This window comes from Enterobacter sp. CPE_E890 (assembly GCF_046521475.1).
Classification (GTDB): domain Bacteria; phylum Pseudomonadota; class Gammaproteobacteria; order Enterobacterales; family Enterobacteriaceae; genus Enterobacter; species Enterobacter adelaidei.
On the sequence record NZ_JBKFZW010000001.1, the window covers coordinates 271,789 to 293,278 of the forward strand.

At 54.6% G+C, this 21,490-nt stretch carries 18 protein-coding genes, 2 rRNA genes and 1 riboswitch; of the genes, 8 read left to right on the forward strand and 12 right to left on the reverse strand.

What is annotated here, in order from left to right; all coding sequences use genetic code 11:
• Window positions 1–37: 37 nt before the first annotated feature.
• The 10 genes from ACLHV9_RS01315 to ACLHV9_RS01360 form a co-directional block, all read right to left on the reverse strand.
• The gene (locus ACLHV9_RS01315; RefSeq protein WP_028018475.1) at window positions 38–355 is read right to left on the reverse strand and encodes a PTS lactose/cellobiose transporter subunit IIA; all 318 of its coding nucleotides are present in this window, start codon (window positions 353–355) and stop codon (window positions 38–40) included.
• Window positions 355–663 carry a PTS sugar transporter subunit IIB gene (locus ACLHV9_RS01320; protein ID WP_010425948.1) on the reverse strand — a complete coding sequence of 103 codons (309 nt, stop codon included), beginning with the start codon at window positions 661–663 and terminating at the stop codon, window positions 355–357. Before ACLHV9_RS01320 ends, ACLHV9_RS01315 begins: the two co-directional genes overlap by 1 nt.
• 179 nt (window positions 664–842) lie before the next feature.
• Window positions 843–2,384 (reverse strand): diguanylate cyclase domain-containing protein, encoded by a 1,542-nt coding sequence (locus ACLHV9_RS01325; RefSeq protein WP_407220074.1) that lies wholly within the window; start codon window positions 2,382–2,384, stop codon window positions 843–845.
• Between the two features lie 318 nt (window positions 2,385–2,702).
• Complete coding sequence (gene thiH / locus ACLHV9_RS01330; RefSeq protein ID WP_407220075.1) at window positions 2,703–3,836, reverse strand: 2-iminoacetate synthase ThiH; 1,134 nt, start codon at window positions 3,834–3,836, stop codon at window positions 2,703–2,705.
• Complete coding sequence (thiG, locus tag ACLHV9_RS01335; protein WP_134708758.1) at window positions 3,833–4,603, reverse strand: thiazole synthase; 771 nt, start codon at window positions 4,601–4,603, stop codon at window positions 3,833–3,835. The genes thiH and thiG overlap by 4 nt, the downstream gene beginning before the upstream one ends.
• 1 nt (window position 4,604) lies before the next feature.
• Complete coding sequence (thiS, locus tag ACLHV9_RS01340) at window positions 4,605–4,805, reverse strand: sulfur carrier protein ThiS (RefSeq protein WP_028018471.1); 201 nt, start codon at window positions 4,803–4,805, stop codon at window positions 4,605–4,607.
• A complete protein-coding gene (thiF, locus tag ACLHV9_RS01345; RefSeq protein WP_128348912.1) occupies window positions 4,789–5,544 on the reverse strand; it encodes a thiazole biosynthesis adenylyltransferase ThiF in 756 nt (251 codons plus the stop codon). Before thiF ends, thiS begins: the two co-directional genes overlap by 17 nt.
• The gene (thiE, locus tag ACLHV9_RS01350; protein ID WP_407220077.1) at window positions 5,537–6,172 is read right to left on the reverse strand and encodes a thiamine phosphate synthase; all 636 of its coding nucleotides are present in this window, start codon (window positions 6,170–6,172) and stop codon (window positions 5,537–5,539) included. The genes thiF and thiE overlap by 8 nt, the downstream gene beginning before the upstream one ends.
• The gene (gene thiC, locus ACLHV9_RS01355; RefSeq protein ID WP_407220078.1) at window positions 6,172–8,070 is read right to left on the reverse strand and encodes a phosphomethylpyrimidine synthase ThiC; all 1,899 of its coding nucleotides are present in this window, start codon (window positions 8,068–8,070) and stop codon (window positions 6,172–6,174) included. The genes thiE and thiC overlap by 1 nt, the downstream gene beginning before the upstream one ends.
• 78 nt (window positions 8,071–8,148) lie before the next feature.
• A riboswitch (TPP riboswitch) is annotated at window positions 8,149–8,262 on the reverse strand.
• A gap of 54 nt (window positions 8,263–8,316) precedes the next feature.
• Window positions 8,317–8,814: an Rsd/AlgQ family anti-sigma factor gene (locus tag ACLHV9_RS01360; RefSeq protein ID WP_028018467.1), complete on the reverse strand. Its 498-nt coding sequence runs from the start codon at window positions 8,812–8,814 to the stop codon at window positions 8,317–8,319.
• A gap of 95 nt (window positions 8,815–8,909) precedes the next feature.
• On the opposite strand from ACLHV9_RS01360, the gene nudC reads away from it, so the two are divergent.
• The 6 genes from nudC to ACLHV9_RS01390 all read left to right on the forward strand — a co-directional run bounded on the left by nudC (window position 8,910) and on the right by ACLHV9_RS01390 (window position 13,262).
• Window positions 8,910–9,683 carry an NAD(+) diphosphatase gene (nudC, locus tag ACLHV9_RS01365; RefSeq protein WP_407220079.1) on the forward strand — a complete coding sequence of 258 codons (774 nt, stop codon included), beginning with the start codon at window positions 8,910–8,912 and terminating at the stop codon, window positions 9,681–9,683.
• A gap of 38 nt (window positions 9,684–9,721) precedes the next feature.
• Window positions 9,722–10,786: a uroporphyrinogen decarboxylase gene (gene hemE, locus ACLHV9_RS01370; RefSeq protein WP_108089375.1), complete on the forward strand. Its 1,065-nt coding sequence runs from the start codon at window positions 9,722–9,724 to the stop codon at window positions 10,784–10,786.
• Window positions 10,787–10,795: 9 nt separating this feature from the next.
• Window positions 10,796–11,467: a deoxyribonuclease V gene (gene nfi / locus ACLHV9_RS01375; protein WP_049007696.1), complete on the forward strand. Its 672-nt coding sequence runs from the start codon at window positions 10,796–10,798 to the stop codon at window positions 11,465–11,467.
• Between the two features lie 41 nt (window positions 11,468–11,508).
• Window positions 11,509–12,099 (forward strand): YjaG family protein, encoded by a 591-nt coding sequence (locus ACLHV9_RS01380; RefSeq protein ID WP_028018463.1) that lies wholly within the window; start codon window positions 11,509–11,511, stop codon window positions 12,097–12,099.
• A gap of 186 nt (window positions 12,100–12,285) precedes the next feature.
• Window positions 12,286–12,558, forward strand: coding sequence for a nucleoid-associated protein HU-alpha (hupA, locus tag ACLHV9_RS01385; RefSeq protein WP_002445246.1), 273 nt, complete (start codon window positions 12,286–12,288; stop codon window positions 12,556–12,558).
• A gap of 11 nt (window positions 12,559–12,569) precedes the next feature.
• The gene (locus ACLHV9_RS01390) at window positions 12,570–13,262 is read left to right on the forward strand and encodes a DUF1481 domain-containing protein (RefSeq protein WP_407221164.1); all 693 of its coding nucleotides are present in this window, start codon (window positions 12,570–12,572) and stop codon (window positions 13,260–13,262) included.
• 57 nt (window positions 13,263–13,319) lie between these two features.
• Here the strand turns inward: ACLHV9_RS01390 and purD are convergent, their stop codons facing one another.
• Together purD and purH are read right to left on the reverse strand one after the other, a co-directional pair.
• Window positions 13,320–14,612, reverse strand: coding sequence for a phosphoribosylamine--glycine ligase (gene purD / locus ACLHV9_RS01395; RefSeq protein WP_028018461.1), 1,293 nt, complete (start codon window positions 14,610–14,612; stop codon window positions 13,320–13,322).
• Between the two features lie 15 nt (window positions 14,613–14,627).
• Complete coding sequence (purH, locus tag ACLHV9_RS01400; protein ID WP_407220082.1) at window positions 14,628–16,217, reverse strand: bifunctional phosphoribosylaminoimidazolecarboxamide formyltransferase/IMP cyclohydrolase; 1,590 nt, start codon at window positions 16,215–16,217, stop codon at window positions 14,628–14,630.
• A gap of 565 nt (window positions 16,218–16,782) precedes the next feature.
• On the opposite strand from purH, the gene ACLHV9_RS01405 reads away from it, so the two are divergent.
• A 16S ribosomal RNA gene (locus ACLHV9_RS01405) occupies window positions 16,783–18,320 on the forward strand.
• 208 nt (window positions 18,321–18,528) lie between these two features.
• Window positions 18,529–21,427, forward strand: a 23S ribosomal RNA gene (locus tag ACLHV9_RS01410).
• The 16S and 23S rRNA genes sit together here, the layout of an rRNA operon.
• The last annotated feature ends 63 nt before the right edge of the window (window positions 21,428–21,490 follow it).

Below are 21,490 nucleotides of genomic sequence, written 5' to 3' on the forward strand. Positions count from 1 at the left end.
AAAAACCCGCTTCGGCGGGTTTTTTTTATCTCTTTTTTCAGTTAATCAGCGGTAGCCGACGGTACAGCTCTATCATATCGCCCGCCAGGTCCTGAATGACCATCGCGTTCATCAGGTGATCCTGAGAATGGACGGTGATCAGGTTAACCGGCAGCTTCCCGGTACCTTCATCAAGACCAATAAGCTGCGTCTGAATCGTGTGCGCATGCTTCACATATTCGCGCGACTCTTCCATCGCCTTTTCGGCTTCGGCAAAGTCACCTTTACGTGCCATCTGCAACGCCGTAAGGGCAGCACTGCGTGCCGCACCTGCGTTGACCAGCAGTTCCATGATTGTGGTTTCTAAGTCTTCCATTATGACTCCAGCAGTTTGAGCGCTTTTTCCAGTACGGCATCGCCTTTCATCATGCCGTAATCCATCATGTCGATCACCGCGACCTTTTTACCCAGTGGGTCGGCCTGTGCCTGTAGTTTAGCCTGCTCGTATTTAACCTGTGGCCCCAGTAATACGATGTCGGCCGTCGCGATGTTGTCTTTAAACTCCGCAACCGGAACGGCTTTAATGGTGACTTCAACCCCTTTTTTCTGTGCGGCATCTTTCATACGTTGAACCAGCATGCTGGTTGACATTCCCGCTGCACAGCATAAAACGATGTTCTTCATAATCAGCCTCGATCTACATGTGTTTATTGATAATTATCCCGTGCAGAACGCTTCAACAACCGCTTTACCGTGATTGTGTGTGAGGCATCACAAAGAAACCGACGATTTTCTGAAACCGGTTACAATTTTGCATTGGTGAGCAGCTTACCCGCCGGAACGGGCAGGCTGAAAGGTGAGGATTAGCTGATGGACGTGCGGATAATGCGATTTTTTCCCTGCTGCTTCGCGCTGTAAAGTGCGTTATCAACACTACCCACAAATTGTTCCAGCGGTTCATGGTGCCATTCTCCCAGACCACCACTGAACGTTACCCGCAGGTTTTCTTCCCGCCAGGCGCGTTTTTCAACGGCGGTACGCCACGCCTCAAGTAGTGAAAGTGCCGAAGCAATCTGCTCAGCCTGGAAGACTACCGCGAACTCTTCCCCTCCGTAACGGTAAACCGAGACGTGATGTGGCTGCATTATCTGAAGCCCTTCGCGGGCCACGTTGCGCAGGACGATGTCACCGGTTAAGTGGCCCAGCGTATCGTTAATCGACTTGAAGTTATCAATATCCACCAGCGCCATTGCAAAAGGCTGGTGTGCTTCCAGAAGATCCGCCACATCGCTATCGAACGCGCGACGGTTTTTGCAGCCCGTCAGCGCATCGTGCGTTGCCTGGCGGACATACGCCATCTCACGCTCTTTATTGGACTGGATAGTGTGGCTCAGCATCGCTTCCAGACGCGGCGCTTCGCTGACGTCGCCGGTTTTGATGGCATTGATAATGTGCATCAGCACGGTACGCGATGCATGGCGCAGGTATAAACCAAAGAGGATGATGATGATGGCCGCCAGGGCAAACCCCCAGCCAACAATCGTCGTTTCGTGGCGAGTAATATCAGTGAGCGTCGCACCCGATACCCGGTAAATAACAAACCAGTCCGGGTTGGTAAACGAATAATAGTAATACCAGGCGTTGCTTTTCTTGTCGTAAAGATGCCCTTCGCCGCTGGTCATTTTGTCCATCAGCGCTTCGCTCACGTACTGCTTGAAGAGTGCACCGGTATCCGGGTGCAGCACCACAGCACCGTCGCGTTCGACGATGAAGAACTCCCCCTGAACGGGTGCTACCATCTGGCGCAGAGTATAGCCCATTGACGTGAGATCGAGATGAAAAGCGAGCGTTCCCTTCAGCCTGCCTTCTGGTGAAATCACGGGCTTATAAAGAGTGACCGTGGGGTGACCCGTAAAGTAATCCATATAAGGGCGGGTATAGTGGCTGAAGATGCTGGCTTCCGCCTGGGCGACAAACCACGGTCGCGTCCGGGGATCGAAGGTTTTACTCGTCTCCGTGGGGAGCACTTCCGGTGCGCGGAGATAATGCCCCTGCGTGTCTGCCAGTGAAATGGAGGAGACGGTCGGCATCAGGTTCTGCAAATGCATCATCATCTGCAGCCCCTGCGTCGGGTTAACGTTTAGCGTCTCGTTTAGCCTGTCGTCGCGCGCGAAGTACATCGCGGAACGGCCAAGGATATAGTCATTTTCACGCAGGATAGATTCGGTGTAATTCACCGCCAGGTTATGCGTGAAATTGCTATTAATCTTGTGATAATCCTCAAGAAAATCCTTTCGTTGCGAAAGCGTCACCGCGACCGCGATCAGCACAAAACTGCACAGGATCCCCGCGAAGCTGAGCATAATTGGCCGGGTGAAAGAGAGTTTTTTGCTGTGAAGTGCCATGAGTTGTACATCGATCCTGATGGTGAATGCTTTTTGTCTGCCGATATCCTCTCAGCATAGTCGCTGTCCTGCGATTGGCTGTGAATTATACGATGTACGTTTTCAGACGAGATGATTTATATTAAGAATCACTAAGAAATTACTTATGAACATTCTGGATTCAGGCAGAGGCAGGGCGAAACGAGGAAGAAGCTTTTTCGCCCTGGCCAGCGTCCGTTGCTGGCCTTGAGACAATAAAAAACCGGACGATTGCTGACAATCATCCAGTTGTGACTCTCCGAAGCGTCTCGACAATTTTTTCCCGGGTTGCGGTGTGTTTCAACGCAATTGCGAGGTTCTTCCCAGCCAGCTGTCCCAGTCTTTCCAGACAGGCTGTAGACCCTGTTCAGTCAGAGCGGCAGCGACGGCTTCCGGACGTCGCCCGTCATGTGGCGCAAACTGCTCCAGTTCCGGATGGTCGTCGGCGTAGCCGCCGGGCTGCGTTTTGGAAAATGCGCTAACGTTGTTGATCGCAAGTGGGATCACGCGATCGCGAAACGCCGGGGACTCGCGCGTTGAGAGAGACAACTCAACCTCCGGAGCAAGCAGGCGGAATGCACAGATGGTTTGCACCAGTTGACGCTCATCCATCAGAGAAGCCGGTTCAACCCCTCCCGTGCAAGGCCGCAGCCGGGGGAAGGAGATAGAGTAACGGCTCTGCCAGTAGCGTTGCTGGAGCCATAGCAGATGTTCTGCCACCATGTAGCAATCTACCCGCCAGCTATCCGATAGCCCGATCAGCGCCCCCAGACCGATTTTGTCGATCCCGGCGCGTCCCAGTCTGTCCGGTGTCTCCAGCCGGAAAAAGAAATCCTGTTTCTTTCCCTTGAGGTGATGCCGGGCATATGTCGCCTCGTGGTAGGTTTCCTGATAGACCATGACCCCGTCCAGCCCGAGCGTTTTTAACTCCGCGTATTCCTCTTGCGACAGGGGCTGCACTTCCATTTGCAAAGAGGCAAACTGACGACGAATGGCGGGGAGGTGCTGACGAAAATAGTCCATCCCCACTTTCCCCTGATGTTCACCCGTGACCAGCAGAAGATGCTCAAAGCCCATTTCACGAATGGCCGCACACTCACGCGCAATTTCACTCTCATCGAGCGTTTTCCGCTTGATGCGGTTACTCATGGAGAAACCGCAATAGGTACAGTCATTGGCGCACAGGTTAGAGAGGTAAAGCGGGACGTAAAAACTCACCGTGTTGCCAAAGCGCTGGCGTGTCAGCCTCTGAGCACGCTGTGCCATCGGTTCAAGATAGGTGCTGGCTGCCGGGGAGAGCAGGGCCATCAAATCCTCACGGGTGAGGTGACGGGCGTTCAATGCTCGCTCCACGTCAGCAGCCGTCTTGCTGTTGATGCGCAGGGCAATGTCGTCCCAGTTAAGCTGCCGCCAGCGCTCGGTAAACGTACTCATGAGATTGCCTCCAGAAAACCGGTCAACGGGCTGGTGGCCTGAGCCTGAAAACTGCGCGAGCCGGGGCCGGACGCCCTTGCCAGCACGCCGGCCTCTACGGCCATGCGGAACGCGCGCGCCATCATGACCGGGTCATCAGCTACCGCGATGGCCGTGTTCACCAGCACGGCGTCTGCGCCCATCTCCAGCGCCTGCGCAGCATGGCTTGGCACACCAATGCCCGCATCCACAACGACTGGCACGGTGGCCTGCTCAATAATGATTTCAAGCATCGCACGGGTTTCCAGCCCCTGATTGGAGCCGATGGGGGCGCCCAGCGGCATAACGGCGGCACAGCCGACCTCTTCCAGACGCTTGCACAGTACGGGGTCGGCTCCGCAGTAAGGCAGAACGATAAACCCCTGCTGAACCAGTTTTTCGGCTGCTTTCAGCGTTTCGATAGGGTCAGGTAGCAGCCAGCGGGCATCCGGGTGAATTTCCAGCTTCAGCCAGCGGGTGCCGAGCGCTTCTCGCGCCAGTTGTGCGGCAAAAATCGCCTCCTCTGCCGTTTTCGCGCCGGACGTATTGGGCAGCAGCGTAACGCCTGCTTCCAGTAAAGGTGCCAGAATGGCATCGCTGTGGTGACGCAGGTCCACGCGCTTCATGGCCAGCGTCACCAACTGGCTGCCGCTTTCCCGGATGGCCTCCACCATCAGCTGTGGAGAGGCGAACTTTCCGGTTCCGGTAAACAGATGTGAATCAAAGACTTTATCGGCAATACGTAACATCTCAGCCCCCTGCGATAACCTGAAACAGCAGGATCTGATCACCTTCATTGACCTGCTGAAGCTCCCACTGCTCGCGCGGCAGGATCTGTTGATTGAGCGCCAGCGCTGTGCCTGGTTTAAGCTGACGTAATTTATCGAGCAAAACGGCAACGGTAAGCCCGTCGTCGCAGCTCATCGGCTCATCGTTAAACAGAATGCGCATCGTGGCCTCCGCATACCGGGCAGTGGCTGGCACGGTGAAGCGCCAGCTGTCGCCAGCCGCTGGAGCGGGCATCAAACAAGCGCAGCGTATTGCGTTCCGTCTCCATGCCGCTAAGCAGCTTGATAGCTTCCAGCGCCTGCATTGTGCCCATCACGCCGACCACCGGACCAAGAATGCCCGCCGTCCGGCAGTTGCGCGTTGGCTCGGCATCATCCGGCCACAGGCAGCGATAGCAGCCCTGCGACCACGGCGGAGTCAGGACCATCATCTGCCCGCCGAAACCCACCGCGCTGGCGGTGATAAGCGGCGTATTATTTGCCACGCAGGCGGCGTTGATCGCCTGACGCGTCGCCATATTGTCGGTGCAGTCCAGCACCACGTCGGCCAGGGCAACTTCGCGTTGCAGGCTTTCACCGCTGAGCCGTTGCTGTAAGGCAATCAGTTCGATATCCGGGTTAAGCTGGTTCAGCCGCTGGCGGGTGATTTGCGCTTTAGGCTGGTTAATATCCTCGGTGGTAAAGAGAATTTGCCGTTGCAGGTTGCTGAGGTGAACGTCGTCGTCATCGGCCAGTACCAGCGTGCCGACGCCCGCCCCTGCCAGATAGAGCGCGGCAGGGGCTCCTAACCCGCCCAGACCCACAATCAGAACCCGGCTGGCGAGCAGCTTTTGCTGTCCGTCAATGGCGATATCCTCCAGCAGAAGCTGACGGCTGTAGCGCATAAAATCACGATCATTCATCGCCTGCTCCTGCCAGCTGTAACAGCTGCTCGGTAGCCGACTGCCAGTCTGCTGCCTGGGTAATGGCGCTGACGACGGCAATGCTGCCGACCCCGGTCTCCAGCACCGCCGGGGCACGTTCAAGGCTGATGCCGCCGATGGCAACAGTGGGATAATCGGCAAGGCGTTCAACGTGACTCGCCAGCTGCGCCAGACCTTGCGGTGCGGAGGGCATCTGCTTGGTTTGCGTCGGGAAGACGTGGCCGAGGGCGATGTAAGAGGGGCGGGCGGTCAGCGCGACGTCGATTTCCATATCGTCATGCGTTGACACCCCCAGACGCAGCCCTGCGTCGCGGATCGCATTGAGGTCGGTTGTCTCAAGGTCTTCCTGACCCAGATGTACGCCGTAAGCCTGATGTTTGATCGCCAGTCGCCAGTAGTCGTTGATAAACAGGCGAGCGTCATAGCGACGCCCCAGCGCGATGGCAGAAACCACATCCGCCTCTACCTCTTCATCGTGTTTATCTTTAATGCGTAGCTGGATTGTGCGAACGCCCGCCGCAAGCAGGCGCTCTATCCATTCCACGCTATCCACCACCGGATAGAGCCCTAAACGAAAGGGCACAGGTGGGAAATCGGGCTGGTACATTACGCCTCCTCTTTTTTGAGGTAGATTTCACCGCCTTTGGCGCGGAAGGTTTCTGACATATCCGCCATGCCCACTTCAATGGTTTGTGCGGCAGCGTAGTCACGTACCTCCTGGCTGATTTTCATCGAGCAGAATTTCGGCCCGCACATGGAGCAGAAGTGTGCCACTTTGCCTGATTCCTGCGGCAGTGTTTCGTCGTGATAGGCGCGAGCAGTGAATGGGTCGAGCGCCAGGTTGAACTTATCTTCCCAGCGGAATTCGAAGCGTGCTTTCGACATGGCGTTATCACGGATTTGCGCGCCCGGGTGGCCTTTCGCCAGATCGGCTGCGTGGGCGGCAATCTTGTAGGTGATCAGACCCTGTTTTACATCTTCTTTGTTTGGCAGGCCGAGGTGCTCTTTCGGCGTGACGTAGCAGAGCATGGCGCAGCCGAACCAGCCAATCATTGCCGCACCAATCCCGGAGGTGAAATGGTCATAGCCCGGCGCGATATCGGTGGTCAATGGCCCGAGGGTGTAGAACGGCGCTTCGTGGCAGTGCTCCAGCTCTTCAGTCATGTTGCGACGGATCATCTGCATTGGCACATGTCCCGGGCCTTCAATCATCACCTGTACGTCATATTCCCAGGCGATTTTGGTGAGTTCACCCAGCGTGTGCAATTCGGCAAACTGCGCTTCGTCATTGGCATCGCGGATGGAGCCAGGACGCAGACCGTCGCCCAGCGACAGAGAGACATCGTACGCGGCGCAGATTTCGCAAATCTCACGGAAGTGTTCGTAGAGGAAGTTTTCCTGATGATGGGACAGACACCACTTCGCCATGATCGAACCGCCGCGCGAGACGATGCCGGTCAGACGTTTCGCCGTCATCGGCACGTAGCGCAGCAGTACACCTGCGTGAATAGTGAAGTAGTCTACGCCCTGTTCAGCCTGTTCCAGTAACGTGTCGCGGAAGGCCTCCCAGGTAAGATCTTCGGCAATGCCGTTGACCTTCTCCAGCGCCTGATACACAGGCACCGTCCCGATTGGTACCGGGCTGTTACGCAGGATCCATTCGCGGGTTTCGTGAATATAACGGCCAGTGGAGAGGTCCATCACCGTGTCCGCACCCCAGCGCGTCGACCACACCAGTTTTTCCACCTCTTCTTCGATAGACGAAGTAACGGCCGAGTTACCGATGTTAGCGTTGACCTTCACCAGGAAATTACGGCCAATAATCATTGGCTCAGATTCTGGGTGGTTGATGTTGGCAGGGATAATCGCGCGGCCAGCGGCGACTTCATCACGCACAAATTCCGGCGTAATGTTTTCCGGCAGGCGCGCGCCAAAACCTTCTCCAGGATGCTGGTGGCGCAGAATTTCGCTACGGATGCGCTCACGGCCCATGTTTTCGCGGATGGCGATGAACTCCATTTCGGGGGTGACGATCCCCTGACGCGCGTAGTGCAACTGGGTCACGCATTTGCCCGCTTTAGCGCGTTTCGGTGTCAGCAGGTCGGTGAAGCGCAGTTCGTCCAGACCGTCGTCGGCCAGGCGCTCTTTGGTATAGGCAGAACTTTGCTCGTTTAGCTCCTCGCTGTCCAGGCGGGCGTCGATCCACGGTTGGCGCAGCTTAGCCAGGCCTTTCTGAACGTTGATGGCAATTTCAGGGTCACCGTAGGGACCGGAGGTGTCATACACCGGCACAGCTTCGTTGTCTTCATACTGTGGGTTATCTTTGCTGCCACCGATAAGCGTTGGGCTAAGCTGAATTTCACGCATCGGCACGCGGATATCCGCCTGAGAGCCGGTGATGTAGATGCGTTTAGAGTTCGGGAAAGCGGTGCCTTCCAGGGTATCAATGAAGTGTTGGGCGTGTGCGCGCTGTTCGCGGCGGGTCAGTTTAGTAGTGGTAGACATAGCTCATTCCAAAAGTGAAGGACATGGCTTGTCAGACGACGGATGAAGCAAGAGAAGATCGCCCGCAGGCGATACAACAGCAGTGTGACTCTTGTTCCCTTCGCAGGTATTAGCCTGATCAGGTTCCGCGGATCCCGAATTAACGGTCTCAGCCCGCGTTTTTGCAAACGCTGGGCACTCCGACAAGAAAAATCCCCCTCGTGAGAGGGGCGAATGTTTGTAAATTACTCGTTAACGATTAAGAACTCAAGCAGGGCGCGCGATGTTATCTTCGTTGCTGGCACTGAGATTGCTATCCAGCACGAGGGCGATCAGCTTATCTTCCAGTGTGAATCGTTCTTCCAGCGCTTCGCCAAGGTCGGAAAGCGCCTGCTGAAACTCAAGATAGTTATCGTGATCGATCGCATTCTCAAGCGTGGAATCGTAGTAGTCCATAATCTGCTGGGTATTGGCTTCCAGCAGCGGATAGAGTTTACTGGCCGCTAAATACGGCGTAGTCCCTTCCATTTCGCGGATAATGCGTTCATAAATATTGAAATGGCCGTCGGACAGGTAGTCGACCAGGCTCTGACAAAAATCATCCAGCGCTTTTTCATTCAGACGCATAAACGATTCTTTGCCAGGCTTAATACCGACCAGATTGTAATAAGCCACGAGTAGATGCTTGCGCACATGTAGCCAGCGATCCACCAGTTTGTTACTTCCTCTAACGCGCTCAGTCAGGCTTTCTAGCTGGTTTAACATGTTCGACTCCGCAAAGTTTAGAATTGAATCTGCTTATCCAAAATGTAACCACAATGCTAACAACATGTCAGTGAAGCGAAGGTAGTGCAATAGATATGGATCGTATTATTGAAAAATCAGATCTTGGTTGGTGGATCGTCAGTCACGAACAAAAATTATGGCTCCCCGTCGGGGAAATTCCCTATGGTGCGGCGGAAAAATTCGATCTTGTTGGTCAACCTGCACTGAGGATCGGTGAGTGGCATGGCGATCCCGTGTGGATGGTCCAGCAGGCTCGACGTCAGGACATGGGATCGGTTCGTCAGGTGCTGGATCTGGATGTGGGGCTGTTCCAGCTGGCGGGCCGTGGTGTACAGCTGGCGGAGTTTTATCGTTCGCATAAATACTGCGGTTACTGCGGGCATACTATGCACCCGAGCAAAACCGAGTGGGCGATGCTCTGCAGCCACTGCCGTGAACGCTACTATCCGCAGATCGCGCCGTGCATTATCGTCGCTATCCGTCGCGAGGATTCTATCCTGCTGGCGCAGCATACCCGTCACCGCAACGGCATTCACACTGTGCTGGCCGGGTTTGTCGAAGTGGGCGAAACGCTTGAGCAGGCGGTGGCGCGCGAAGTGATGGAGGAGAGCGGGATTAAAGTGAAGAACCTGCACTATGTTACCTCCCAGCCGTGGCCGTTCCCACAGTCATTAATGACGGCATTTATGGCCGAATATGATAGCGGGGACATCGTCATCGACCAGAAAGAGTTACTGGAAGCGAACTGGTATCGGTATGACGATTTACCTCTGTTACCGCCGCCAGGTACGGTGGCGCGTCGGCTAATAGAAGATACTGTGGCAATGTGTCGGGCTGAGTATGAGTAGTGTTACACTGAGGCCATGACGCTTAAGGAACTGCAAAAATGACCGAACTGAAGAACGATCGTTATCTGCGTGCGCTGCTGCGCCAGCCCGTTGATGTCACCCCGGTGTGGATGATGCGCCAGGCGGGACGCTATCTGCCAGAGTACAAAGCCACGCGCGCGCAGGCAGGCGATTTTATGTCGCTGTGCAAAAACGCTGAGCTGGCCTGTGAAGTGACGCTCCAGCCGCTGCGCCGCTTCCCGCTGGATGCTGCGATCCTCTTCTCGGATATTCTGACCATCCCGGATGCGATGGGCCTTGGGCTCTATTTTGAAACCGGTGAAGGTCCACGTTTCACCTCCCCAATCAAAAGCAAAGCCGACGTCGACAAGCTGCCTGTTCCCGATCCTGAAGATGAACTGGGCTATGTGATGAATGCCGTGCGCACCATTCGCCATGAGCTGAAAGGTGAAGTGCCGCTGATCGGTTTCTCTGGCAGTCCGTGGACGCTGGCGACTTACATGGTTGAAGGTGGCAGCAGCAAGGCTTTCACCGTGATTAAAAAGATGATGTACGCGGAGCCGCTGGCGTTGCATGCGCTGCTCGACAAGCTGGCGAAGAGCGTCACGCTCTACCTCAACGCACAGATTAAAGCGGGCGCACAGTCGGTGATGATTTTCGACACCTGGGGCGGCGTACTCACCGGACGCGATTATCAGCAGTTTTCGCTCTATTACATGCACAAGATCGTTGATGGCCTGCTGCGTGAAAACGAAGGCCGCCGCGTGCCGGTGACCTTGTTCACCAAAGGCGGCGGTCAGTGGCTGGAGGCGATGGCTGCAACGGGATGTGACGCGCTGGGTCTCGACTGGACAACCGATATTGCCGATGCGCGCCGTCGCGTGGGTGACAAGGTGGCGCTGCAGGGCAATATGGATCCGTCCATGCTTTATGCACAGCCGGCTCGCATTGAAGAAGAGGTGGCAACCATTCTCGCCGGTTTCGGCCAGGGCGAAGGGCACGTCTTTAACCTCGGGCATGGTATTCATCAGGATGTGCCGCCAGAACACGCTGGCGCCTTTGTGGAGGCGGTACACCGACTCTCTGCGCAATACCACAAGTAAGGAATCGCTATGGATCTCGCGTCATTACGCGCCCAACAAATTGAACTGGCTTCATCCGTGATCCGCGAGGATCGTCTGGATAAGGATCCCCCGCAGTTTATCGGTGGAGCTGACGTCGGGTTTGAGCAGGGTGGGGACGTGACGCGAGCGGCGATGGTGGTACTGAAATATCCCTCGCTTGAGCTGGTGGAGTACAAAGTGGCGCGTATTGCCACCACCATGCCGTACATCCCGGGCTTTCTCTCCTTCCGCGAATACCCCGCGCTGCTGGCAGCGTGGGAACAGCTCTCGCAAAAACCTGACCTACTGTTTGTCGATGGGCACGGTATTTCGCATCCGCGCCGTTTAGGCGTGGCCAGCCACTTTGGCCTGCTGGTGGATGTTCCCACCATCGGCGTAGCTAAGAAACGCTTGTGCGGCGCGTTTGAACCGCTTTCTGCCGAGCCTGGCGCGCTGGCGCCGCTCATTGATAAAGGTGAACAACTGGCGTGGGTATGGCGCAGCAAAGCCCGTTGTAACCCGCTGTTTATTGCCACCGGACATCGGGTGAGCATGGATAGCGCTCTGGGGTGGGTGCAGCGCTGTGTGAAGGGTTACCGGTTACCAGAGCCGACGCGCTGGGCTGATGCGGTGGCTTCTTCACGCCCAGCTTTTGTTCGTTGGCAGGAAATTCAGCGATGATTCAGGTAAACTGCGCCTAATTTTCGATTCGAGAGATCATCATGTTACAAAACCCGATTCACCTGCGCCTTGAGAAGCTGGAAAGCTGGCAGCACGTCACCTTTATGGCTTGCCTGTGCGAGCGCATGTATCCCAACTATGCCGCGTTCTGCAAGCAGACGGGCTTTGGTGATGGTCATATTTATCGCCGAATTCTGGATCTGATCTGGGAAACGCTGACGGTGAAAGACGCGAAGGTGAATTTCGACTCTCAGCTCGAAAAGCTGGAAGAGGCGATTCCGGTTGCGGATGATTTTGACCTGTACGGTGTCTATCCGGCGATCGATGCCTGTGTGGCGTTAAGCGAGTTGATTCACTCCCGCCTGAGTGGTGAAACGCTGGAGCATGCTATCGAAGTCAGTAAGGCATCGATTACGACCGTTGCGATGCTGGAAATGACTCAGGAAGGTCGTGAAATGACCGACGAAGAGCTGCGTGCGAACCCGGCGGTAGAACAAGAATGGGACATTCAGTGGGAAATTTTCCGCCTGCTGGCAGAGTGTGAAGAGCGCGATATCGAGCTGATAAAAGGGCTGCGCGCGGACTTACGTGAGGCCGGTGAGAGCAATATTGGTATAATTTTTAATCAATGAGACAATAAAACTTGAGATAACGCCCGTTTTGTCGCTCCTCGACTCTTCCCTTTCGCCCCTTGTCTGGTCTACATTTGGGGGGCGAAAAAAAGTGGCTATCGGTGCGTGTATGCAGGAGAGTGCTTTTTTGGCATTTTCGTCGCACTCGATGCTTAGCAAGCGATAAACACATTGAAAGGATAACTTATGAACAAGACTCAACTGATTGATGTAATTGCGGACAAGGCTGATCTGTCTAAAGTGCAGGCTAAAGCTGCTCTGGAATCTACCCTGGCTGCAATTACTGAGTCTCTGAAAGAAGGCGATGCTGTACAACTGGTTGGTTTCGGTACCTTCAAAGTGAACCACCGTGCTGAGCGCACTGGCCGCAACCCGCAGACCGGTAAAGAAATCAAAATCGCCGCAGCTAACGTGCCAGCATTCGTTTCTGGTAAAGCTCTGAAAGACGCTGTTAAGTAAGACGCGTGGCAGTGAACAGTTTTAACGAAGGGGCGGTAACGCCCCTTTTGTCTGTCTGGCGTGGTGCGCTCGCGCTGGCCGGCGTGCTGTTGCTGTCTGCCTGTAGTCATGACTCCTCTCTACCACCGTTTACCGCCAGCGGCTACGCTGACAACCAGGGGGCAGTCAGAATATGGCGCAAAGATTCCGGCGGTGAAGTCCATCTGCTTTCTGCTTTTAGCCCGTGGCATAACGGCAATACCTCGACCGCGGAGTATCGCTGGCAGGGCGATGACCTGTCGCTGATCGAACTGAACGTCTACAGTAAGACCCCTGAACATGTGAAAGTGCGTTTTGATGACCATGGCGAGCTGAGCTTTATGCAGCGTGAAGTGAGCGGTCAAAAACAGCAGCTTTCCAGCGATCAAATTGCTCTCTATCGTTATCGTGCTGAACAGATCCGCCAGACCAGCGATGCGCTGCGTCAGGGACGCGTTGTACTGCGCCAGGGGCGCTGGCACGCCGATGGGACGGTAACAACTTGCGAAGGGCAGACAGTGAAGCCTGAGCTTGAATCCTGGGCAACCGAACATATTGAACGTCGTCAGCGTCATTCATCTATGGAGGTGAGTGTGGCGTGGCTTGAAGCACCGGAAGGTTCTCAACTGCTGCTGGTGGCGAACGAAGACTTCTGCACCTGGCAGCCGACAGAAAAAAGTTTCTGACGTAAATCCCCTCTCCCTTGAGGGAGAGGAGTTGGGTGAGTGTAACAGACGGTTCCGTTACTCCCCTTGCTCACGCGCAATCGCGCGATAGCCGATATCCTGACGGCTAAAGCTACCGTTCCAGTGAATATCCGCCATCAGCGCATAGGCGCGCTTCTGTGCTTCTGCAACGCTATGACCCAACGCGGTCGCACACAGCACGCGGCCACCGTTGGTCAGTACGCGATCGTCGTCAGACAGTTTCGTACCCGCATGGAACACTTTACCGCCTTCGAGCTCTTCCAGCGGCAGACCGTGGATCTCATCTCCGGTGTTGTAATTGCCCGGATAGCCGCCAGCGGCAATCACCACGCCCAGAGATGCACGTTCGTCCCACTCGGAAGTTTTCTCATCCAGCTTACCTTCACAGGCTGCCAGGCACAGATCGACCAGATCGGATTTCATGCGCAGCATGATCGGCTGAGTTTCTGGATCGCCAAAGCGGCAGTTGAACTCGATGACCTTAGGGTTACCCTGTTTATCGATCATCAGACCCGCATAGAGGAAACCAGTGTAAGTGTTCCCTTCGGCTGCCATACCTTTTACGGTTGGCCAGATGATGCGATCCATCGTGCGCTGATGTACTTCGTCAGTCACGACCGGAGCGGGTGAGTAAGCGCCCATACCGCCGGTGTTCGGGCCGGTATCCGCATTGCCTACGCGTTTATGATCCTGGCTGGTAGCCATCGGTAGAACGTGCTCGCCGTCGACCATTACAATGAAGCTCGCCTCTTCACCATCGAGGAACTCTTCGATCACGATGCGATGGCCTGCGTCGCCGAATGCGTTGCCTGCCAGCATGTCCTGCACCGCGGCCTCCGCTTCTTCGAGAGTCATCGCCACGATAACGCCTTTACCGGCAGCCAGGCCGTCGGCCTTAATGACAATCGGCGCGCCTTTTTCACGCAGATAAGCCAGGGCTGGCTCAACTTCCGTGAAGTTCTGATATTCCGCCGTCGGGATGTTGTGACGCGCGAGGAAATCTTTGGTGAAGGCTTTGGAGCCTTCGAGCTGTGCTGCACCTTCGGTTGGCCCGAAGATTTTAAGGCCGGCTGCGCGGAACGCATCCACCACGCCAATCACCAGCGGCGCTTCCGGGCCGACGATGGTCAGATCGATTTTCTCGTTCTGGGCAAAGCTCAGCAGTGCTGGAATATCGGTCACGCCGATAGCCACGTTCTGCAGCGCAGGCTCCAGCGCCGTACCGGCGTTGCCCGGTGCCACAAAGACGGTTTTCACCAGCGGAGACTGTGCCGCTTTCCACGCCAGCGCGTGCTCGCGTCCGCCGTTACCAATCACTAATACTTTCATTTTCTGCTCCGGGAATTAATGGCGGAAGTGACGCATGTCGGTGAAGATCATCGCAATACCGTGTTCATCGGCAGCGGCAATCACTTCGTCATCACGAATGGAACCGCCAGGCTGGATCACACAGGTGATACCTACTGCTGCGGCAGCATCGATACCGTCACGGAACGGGAAGAAGGCGTCAGACGCCATGGCGGAGCCTTTCACTTCCAGACCTTCATCACCTGCTTTAATCCCGGCAATTTTTGCAGAGTAGACACGGCTCATCTGGCCCGCACCTATCCCGATGGTCATGTTCTCTTTCGCGTAGACAATGGCGTTGGATTTCACGAATTTCGCCACTTTCCAGCAGAACAGCGCGTCACGCAGTTCCTGCTCGGTTGGTTGACGTTTGGTCACCACGCGCAGGTCGGCTTCTGTCACCATACCCAGGTCGCGGTCCTGAACCAGCAGACCGCCGTTCACGCGTTTGAAGTCCAGGCCTGGTACACGCTCAGCCCACTGGCCGCAAACCAGCACGCGCACGTTCTGTTTTGCAGAGGTGATTTTCAGCGCTTCTTCAGATGCGGATGGCGCGATGATCACTTCGACAAACTGACGGGAGATGATGGCCTGTGCCGTTTCAGCATCCAGCTCGCGGTTGAAGGCGATAATACCGCCGAACGCGGAGGTCGGGTCGGTTTTGTAGGCGCGATCGTAGGCATCCAGAATAGAACTACTTACCGCGACGCCGCATGGGTTGGCGTGCTTGACGATAACGCAGGCAGGCTCACTGAACTCTTTCACACATTCCAGCGCAGCATCGGTGTCAGCGATGTTGTTATAGGAAAGCGCTTTGCCCTGAACCTGTTGAGCGGTAGCAACCGAGGCTTCTTTGACCTCTTCTTCTATATAGAAGGCTGCCTGCTGGTGGCTGTTCTCACCATAACGCATATCCTGCTTCTTAATGAAGTTCAGGTTCAGGGTGCGCGGGAAGCGGCCTGAAGGATCTTTGCTTTCACCGTGGTAAGCCGGCACCAGGCTACCGAAGTAGTTGGCGATCATGCTGTCGTAAGCTGCGGTGTGTTCTAATGCTTTGATAGCGAGATCGAAACGCGTTAGCAGAGTCAGTGACCCTTCGTTGGCATCCATCTCATTAATAATGGTGTTGTAGTCGCTGCTCTTCACCACGATAGCCACATCTTTATGGTTCTTGGCAGCGGAGCGCACCATGGTCGGGCCGCCGATATCAATATTCTCTACGGCATCTTCCAGCGAGCAGCCTTCGCGGGCAACAGTCTGAGCGAACGGATAGAGGTTAACGACAACCATGTCGATTGGCGCGATATCATGTTTTTCCATAATGGCGTCGTCCTGACCGCGGCGGCCAAGAATACCGCCGTGGACTTTCGGATGCAGGGTTTTGACGCGTCCATCCATCATTTCCGGGAAACCGGTGTAATCGGACACTTCGGTTACCGGCAGACCTTTATCTGCTAACAGGCGAGCGGTACCGCCTGTGGAAAGCAGCTCCACACCACGTGCAGAAAGTGCCTGAGCGAATTCGACGATACCGGCTTTATCAGAAACACTGAGCAGAGCGCGGCGGACTGGACGACGTTGTTGCATGGTAAATCCCCTGGATTTCACGATTACAGAGAGCGTTAGATGAATTTTCCAGCGAAAAACTCATCTAACACACCTGACAGGGCATCCTTGTTAAGCGCGAGCATTTTAACGAAAACGTTTGCGCAACGCTCGCACATTTTCACTTTTTCGTATCATTGTGGATAACTCTGTGTGTAAAAAGGTATAAAGCGGGGTTTTGCTGGGGAATGCAGCAGTCAGTCATTTTTTTGCAACTTTTCGGTTGCGGCCTGCGGAGAACTCCCTATAATGCGCCTCCATCGACACGGCGGATGTGAATCACTTCACAAACAACCCGGTCGGTTGAAGAGAAAAAATCCTGAAATAACGGGTTGACTCTGAAAGAGGAAAGCGTAATATACGCCACCTCGCAACGGTGAGCTGAAAGCCGCGTTGCACCTGCTCTTTAACAATTTATCAGACAATCTGTGTGGGCACTCAAAGTGACATGGATTCTTAACGTCCTCGGACGAAAAATGAATACCAAGTCTCAACGAGTGAACACGTAATTCATTACGAAGTTTAATTCATTGAGCATCAAACTTTTAAATTGAAGAGTTTGATCATGGCTCAGATTGAACGCTGGCGGCAGGCCTAACACATGCAAGTCGAGCGGTAGCACAGAGAGCTTGCTCTCGGGTGACGAGCGGCGGACGGGTGAGTAATGTCTGGGAAACTGCCTGATGGAGGGGGATAACTACTGGAAACGGTAGCTAATACCGCATAACGTCGCAAGACCAAAGAGGGGGACCTTCGGGCCTCTTGCCATCAGATGTGCCCAGATGGGATTAGCTAGTAGGTGGGGTAACGGCTCACCTAGGCGACGATCCCTAGCTGGTCTGAGAGGATGACCAGCCACACTGGAACTGAGACACGGTCCAGACTCCTACGGGAGGCAGCAGTGGGGAATATTGCACAATGGGCGCAAGCCTGATGCAGCCATGCCGCGTGTATGAAGAAGGCCTTCGGGTTGTAAAGTACTTTCAGTGAGGAGGAAGGTGTTGAGGTTAATAACCTCAGCAATTGACGTTACTCGCAGAAGAAGCACCGGCTAACTCCGTGCCAGCAGCCGCGGTAATACGGAGGGTGCAAGCGTTAATCGGAATTACTGGGCGTAAAGCGCACGCAGGCGGTCTGTCAAGTCGGATGTGAAATCCCCGGGCTCAACCTGGGAACTGCATTCGAAACTGGCAGGCTAGAGTCTTGTAGAGGGGGTAGAATTCCAGGTGTAGCGGTGAAATGCGTAGAGATCTGGAGGAATACCGGTGGCGAAGGCGGCCCCTGGACAAAGACTGACGCTCAGGTGCGAAAGCGTGGGGAGCAAACAGGATTAGATACCCTGGTAGTCCACGCCGTAAACGATGTCGATTTGAAGGTTGTTCCCTTGAGGAGTGGCTTCCGGAGCTAACGCGTTAAATCGACCGCCTGGGGAGTACGGCCGCAAGGTTAAAACTCAAATGAATTGACGGGGGCCCGCACAAGCGGTGGAGCATGTGGTTTAATTCGATGCAACGCGAAGAACCTTACCTACTCTTGACATCCAGAGAACTTAGCAGAGATGCTTTGGTGCCTTCGGGAACTCTGAGACAGGTGCTGCATGGCTGTCGTCAGCTCGTGTTGTGAAATGTTGGGTTAAGTCCCGCAACGAGCGCAACCCTTATCCTTTGTTGCCAGCGGTCCGGCCGGGAACTCAAAGGAGACTGCCAGTGATAAACTGGAGGAAGGTGGGGATGACGTCAAGTCATCATGGCCCTTACGAGTAGGGCTACACACGTGCTACAATGGCGCATACAAAGAGAAGCGACCTCGCGAGAGCAAGCGGACCTCATAAAGTGCGTCGTAGTCCGGATTGGAGTCTGCAACTCGACTCCATGAAGTCGGAATCGCTAGTAATCGTAGATCAGAATGCTACGGTGAATACGTTCCCGGGCCTTGTACACACCGCCCGTCACACCATGGGAGTGGGTTGCAAAAGAAGTAGGTAGCTTAACCTTCGGGAGGGCGCTTACCACTTTGTGATTCATGACTGGGGTGAAGTCGTAACAAGGTAACCGTAGGGGAACCTGCGGTTGGATCACCTCCTTACCTTAAAGAACCTGCCTTTGTAGTGCTCACACAGATTGTCTGATGAATGATAAATTTCAAAATGTACTGCGAAGTGCATTGTGAAATTTTGCTCTTTAAAAATCTGGATCAAGCTGAAAATTGAAACGACACACATGTTATGTGTGTTCGAGTCTCTCAAATTTTCGCAAGTCGATGATGAATCGAAAGAAACATCTTCGGGTTGTGAGGTTAAGCGACTAAGCGTACACGGTGGATGCCCTGGCAGTCAGAGGCGATGAAGGACGTGCTAATCTGCGAAAAGCGCCGGCGAGGTGATATGAACCTTTGACCCGGCGATGTCCGAATGGGGAAACCCAGTGTGATTCGTCACACTATCGTTAACTGAATACATAGGTTAACGAGGCGAACCGGGGGAACTGAAACATCTAAGTACCCCGAGGAAAAGAAATCAACCGAGATTCCCCCAGTAGCGGCGAGCGAACGGGGAGCAGCCCAGAGTCTGAATCAGCTTGTGTGTTAGTGGAAGCGTCTGGAAAGTCGCACGGTACAGGGTGACAGTCCCGTACACGAAAGCACACAGGCTGTGAACTCGAAGAGTAGGGCGGGACACGTGGTATCCTGTCTGAATATGGGGGGACCATCCTCCAAGGCTAAATACTCCTGACTGACCGATAGTGAACCAGTACCGTGAGGGAAAGGCGAAAAGAACCCCGGCGAGGGGAGTGAAAAAGAACCTGAAACCGTGTACGTACAAGCAGTGGGAGCACCTTCGTGGTGTGACTGCGTACCTTTTGTATAATGGGTCAGCGACTTATATTCTGTAGCAAGGTTAACCGTATAGGGGAGCCGAAGGGAAACCGAGTCTTAACTGGGCGTTAAGTTGCAGGGTATAGACCCGAAACCCGGTGATCTAGCCATGGGCAGGTTGAAGGTTGGGTAACACTAACTGGAGGACCGAACCGACTAATGTTGAAAAATTAGCGGATGACTTGTGGCTGGGGGTGAAAGGCCAATCAAACCGGGAGATAGCTGGTTCTCCCCGAAAGCTATTTAGGTAGCGCCTCGTGAACTCATCTTCGGGGTAGAGCACTGTTTCGGCTAGGGGGCCATCCCGGCTTACCAACCCGATGCAAACTACGAATACCGAAGAATGTTATCACGGGAGACACACGGCGGGTGCTAACGTCCGTCGTGAAGAGGGAAACAACCCAGACCGCCAGCTAAGGTCCCAAAGTCATGGTTAAGTGGGAAACGATGTGGGAAGGCACAGACAGCCAGGATGTTGGCTTAGAAGCAGCCATCATTTAAAGAAAGCGTAATAGCTCACTGGTCGAGTCGGCCTGCGCGGAAGATGTAACGGGGCTAAACCATGCACCGAAGCTGCGGCAGCGACGCTTATGCGTTGTTGGGTAGGGGAGCGTTCTGTAAGCCGTTGAAGGTGTCCTGTGAGGGGTGCTGGAGGTATCAGAAGTGCGAATGCTGACATAAGTAACGATAATGCGGGTGAAAGCCCGCACGCCGGAAGACCAAGGGTTCCTGTCCAACGTTAATCGGGGCAGGGTGAGTCGACCCCTAAGGCGAGGCCGAAAGGCGTAGTCGATGGGAAACAGGTTAATATTCCTGTACTTGGTGTTACTGCGAAGGGGGACGGAGAAGGCTATGTTAGCCGGGCGACGGTTGTCCCGGTTTAAGCATGTAGGCGGAGGTTCCGGTAAATCCGGTACCTTATTAACGCTGAGGTGTGATGACGAGGCACTACGGTGCTGAAGTAACAAATGCCCTGCTTCCAGGAAAAGCCTCTAAGCATCAGGTAACACGAAATCGTACCCCAAACCGACACAGGTGGTCAGGTAGAGAATACCAAGGCGCTTGAGAGAACTCGGGTGAAGGAACTAGGCAAAATGGTGCCGTAACTTCGGGAGAAGGCACGCTGATATGTAGGTGAAGCCCCTGCGGGTGGAGCTGAAATCAGTCGAAGATACCAGCTGGCTGCAACTGTTTATTAAAAACACAGCACTGTGCAAACACGAAAGTGGACGTATACGGTGTGACGCCTGCCCGGTGCCGGAAGGTTAATTGATGGGGTTAGCGGCAACGCGAAGCTCTTGATCGAGCCCCGGTAAACGGCGGCCGTAACTATAACGGTCCTAAGGTAGCGAAATTCCTTGTCGGGTAAGTTCCGACCTGCACGAATGGCGTAATGATGGCCGGCTGTCTCCACCCGAGACTCAGTGAAATTGAACTCGCTGTGAAGATGCAGTGTACCCGCGGCAAGACGGAAAGACCCCGTGAACCTTTACTATAGCTTGACACTGAACACTGGTCCTTGATGTGTAGGATAGGTGGGAGGCTTTGAAGCGTGGACGCCAGTCTGCGTGGAGCCGACCTTGAAATACCACCCTTTAATGGCTGGTGTTCTAACGTAGACCCGTAATCCGGGTTGCGGACAGTGTCTGGTGGGTAGTTTGACTGGGGCGGTCTCCTCCCAAAGAGTAACGGAGGAGCACGAAGGTTAGCTAATCCTGGTCGGACATCAGGAGGTTAGTGCAATGGCATAAGCTAGCTTGACTGCGAGAGTGACGGCTCGAGCAGGTGCGAAAGCAGGTCATAGTGATCCGGTGGTTCTGAATGGAAGGGCCATCGCTCAACGGATAAAAGGTACTCCGGGGATAACAGGCTGATACCGCCCAAGAGTTCATATCGACGGCGGTGTTTGGCACCTCGATGTCGGCTCATCACATCCTGGGGCTGAAGTAGGTCCCAAGGGTATGGCTGTTCGCCATTTAAAGTGGTACGCGAGCTGGGTTTAGAACGTCGTGAGACAGTTCGGTCCCTATCTGCCGTGGGCGCTGGAGAATTGAGGGGGGCTGCTCCTAGTACGAGAGGACCGGAGTGGACGCATCACTGGTGTTCGGGTTGTCATGCCAATGGCACTGCCCGGTAGCTAAATGCGGAAGAGATAAGTGCTGAAAGCATCTAAGCACGAAACTTGCCCCGAGATGAGTTCTCCTGACTCCTTGAGAGTCCTGAAGGAACGTTGAAGACTACGACGTTGATAGGTCGGGTGTGTAAGCGCAGCGATGCGTTGAGCTAACCGATACTAATGAACCGTGAGGCTTAACCTTACAACGCCGAAGCTGTTTCGGCGAAGAGACAGACAATCAACTTTCAGCCTTGATACAGATTAA

Coding starts and splice junctions, on each gene's coding strand:
- purD (WP_028018461.1), bottom strand. CDS start 14,612: ATGAAAGTATTAGTGATTGGTAACGGCGGACGCGAGCACGCGCTGGCG.
- ACLHV9_RS01325 (WP_407220074.1), bottom strand. CDS start 2,384: ATGGCACTTCACAGCAAAAAACTCTCTTTCACCCGGCCAATTATGCTC.
- ACLHV9_RS01380 (WP_028018463.1), top strand. CDS start 11,509: ATGTTACAAAACCCGATTCACCTGCGCCTTGAGAAGCTGGAAAGCTGG.
- thiE (WP_407220077.1), bottom strand. CDS start 6,172: ATGTACCAGCCCGATTTCCCACCTGTGCCCTTTCGTTTAGGGCTCTAT.
- thiS (WP_028018471.1), bottom strand. CDS start 4,805: ATGCGCATTCTGTTTAACGATGAGCCGATGAGCTGCGACGACGGGCTT.
- nudC (WP_407220079.1), top strand. CDS start 8,910: ATGGATCGTATTATTGAAAAATCAGATCTTGGTTGGTGGATCGTCAGT.
- ACLHV9_RS01360 (WP_028018467.1), bottom strand. CDS start 8,814: ATGTTAAACCAGCTAGAAAGCCTGACTGAGCGCGTTAGAGGAAGTAAC.
- ACLHV9_RS01320 (WP_010425948.1), bottom strand. CDS start 663: ATGAAGAACATCGTTTTATGCTGTGCAGCGGGAATGTCAACCAGCATG.
- nfi (WP_049007696.1), top strand. CDS start 10,796: ATGGATCTCGCGTCATTACGCGCCCAACAAATTGAACTGGCTTCATCC.
- ACLHV9_RS01315 (WP_028018475.1), bottom strand. CDS start 355: ATGGAAGACTTAGAAACCACAATCATGGAACTGCTGGTCAACGCAGGT.
- hupA (WP_002445246.1), top strand. CDS start 12,286: ATGAACAAGACTCAACTGATTGATGTAATTGCGGACAAGGCTGATCTG.
- hemE (WP_108089375.1), top strand. CDS start 9,722: ATGACCGAACTGAAGAACGATCGTTATCTGCGTGCGCTGCTGCGCCAG.
- thiC (WP_407220078.1), bottom strand. CDS start 8,070: ATGTCTACCACTACTAAACTGACCCGCCGCGAACAGCGCGCACACGCC.
- thiF (WP_128348912.1), bottom strand. CDS start 5,544: ATGAATGATCGTGATTTTATGCGCTACAGCCGTCAGCTTCTGCTGGAG.
- purH (WP_407220082.1), bottom strand. CDS start 16,217: ATGCAACAACGTCGTCCAGTCCGCCGCGCTCTGCTCAGTGTTTCTGAT.
- thiG (WP_134708758.1), bottom strand. CDS start 4,603: ATGTTACGTATTGCCGATAAAGTCTTTGATTCACATCTGTTTACCGGA.
- thiH (WP_407220075.1), bottom strand. CDS start 3,836: ATGAGTACGTTTACCGAGCGCTGGCGGCAGCTTAACTGGGACGACATT.